This window comes from Arthrobacter sp. 9V, from assembly GCF_902506065.1.
Taxonomy (GTDB): Bacteria; Actinomycetota; Actinomycetes; order Actinomycetales; family Micrococcaceae; genus Arthrobacter.
The window spans coordinates 1-1546 of sequence record NZ_LR732965.1 but is presented as its reverse complement, the minus strand read 5'-3'; the positions used below and the strand labels follow the sequence as shown (position 1 = coordinate 1546).

Sequence of the window (1546 nt, the reverse complement as noted above, 5' to 3'; positions counted from 1 at the left end):
GTGTCGGCATCGTCGGCACGCATCTGCAGCTGCCCCGACCCCTTCGGGTCAGCGACCGTGACCATCATCGTCACGGCGCCGATCCCCGACGACGGGAGCCCGGCGGCTCCGGCGATCTTCACCGTGCGGAACGTCCCTGCCGACGTCGCACCTTCCAGCACGCGGGCGTTCGAAGGCATCGGCACGTACTGCCCGCCCGTCCCGGTCACCACAGCCTGTGCCGGTGTCGGCTGCGACACCACCACCAACAACGAACCCAGCAGGGCGACCAACGCCACCACCGCCAGCATCACTCCACGAACACGACCGGACCACGACGCAGCGAACACGCTCAAGAAACCCCTCTTGCGGCTGCTGCAGCTCACCAGTCCCTGCGACGGTGCTGTGCAGCCACACAGCACGTTACGGAGCTTCGCTCACGCATGCTCCGCCACATCGGGGGGTCGATAGTTGCATGATGGAACCGATAAGACCGGCCCAGAAACACCGGGGTTCCGCGCCCCCAAGGCGCCGGACTCGGAACGGTGATCTTCACGGGTACTGCAACGATCCGCGCGATCCGGACACCGGACGCGGGCTGCAGCCTCCCGAGCTGTCGGAGCAGGACGGTAACGTGCCGCCATGCACTGGGGGGACACCGGACTCGATGACGACCAGATCGCGTTCGTGCAGCAGACGCTCCCCGATGCCGTCGTCGTGGCCGATGACTCGTGGGGGCTCCTCGACACCAGGGTCCTGCACATCCGCGCTGGCGACGACGGCTTCACCGTGAAGGCCTCCGGCCCGACCAACACCCACTTCCCCCGCGAGCTCGAAGCGCACCGCACCGCCACCGCCGCGCTCCGAGCGAGCGGGGACACCGGTGCCCTCGTCGCGGCGAACGAGGAGCACCGCGTCCTCGTGCTCGAACGCGTCCCCGGGCACCTCGCCCTCGGGACCCCGGACGAGCACGATCCAGACGTCCACCGTCAGGCCGGCGCAGTGCTCCGACGACTGCACGACCAGGACACCCGCCATGACCCGACGTTCCTGCAGCACGAGCAGGCGAAGGCACTGGCCGCCCTCGACGCACCGCACCGGATCCCGGACGAGGTGGTCGCCCGCGCACGAGCGGCCCTGCGCGCACTCCCGACCGACCGCACGACGCAGTCCCTCGTCCCGACCCACGGCGACTTCCACCCGCGCAACTGGATCGTGGACAACGACGCCCGCGACGCCCGCGACGACCACCACCGCAGGCTCCGCGTCATCGACTTCGGCCGGTTCGGCTGGCGCCCCGCGTCCTTCGACCTCACCCGCCTCGCGGTGCTGCACTGGCAGCACGATCCCAGGCTCGAAGCGGCGTTCTTCGACGGGTACGGCGACGATCCGCGCACTCCGGACGCGTGGCGCTGGCTCCAACTCCGCGAAGCAGTGGGGACGGCGACCTGGGCCTACGCGGTCGGCGACGAGGGCTTCGAAGCCCAGGGCCACGACATGCTCCAGGGTGCCCTCGCCGCGTTCTGACCCGTCAGACCGGAACGCAGCTCACGGCACCCGCACGAAC

Annotated in this window: 2 protein-coding genes; one reads left to right on the top strand and one right to left on the bottom strand. The window is 70.0% G+C overall.

Translation table 11 applies throughout. The features are described 5' to 3' along the window. Window positions 1-335: hypothetical protein (locus BACI9J_RS22805; RefSeq protein WP_236558881.1), on the bottom strand; the 335-nt coding region annotated here is incomplete at its 3' end. A gap of 286 nt (window positions 336-621) precedes the next feature. Here BACI9J_RS22805 and BACI9J_RS22800 point away from each other — a divergent pair. Beyond that, window positions 622-1506: an aminoglycoside phosphotransferase family protein gene (locus tag BACI9J_RS22800; RefSeq protein WP_140448641.1), complete on the top strand. Its 885-nt coding sequence runs from the start codon at window positions 622-624 to the stop codon at window positions 1504-1506. Window positions 1507-1546: the final 40 nt, after the last annotated feature.

What these genes read in the sequence shown, in the direction of transcription:
- BACI9J_RS22800 (WP_140448641.1), top strand. Translation starts at nt 622, where the DNA reads ATGCACTGGGGGGACACCGGACTCGATGACGACCAGATCGCGTTCGTG.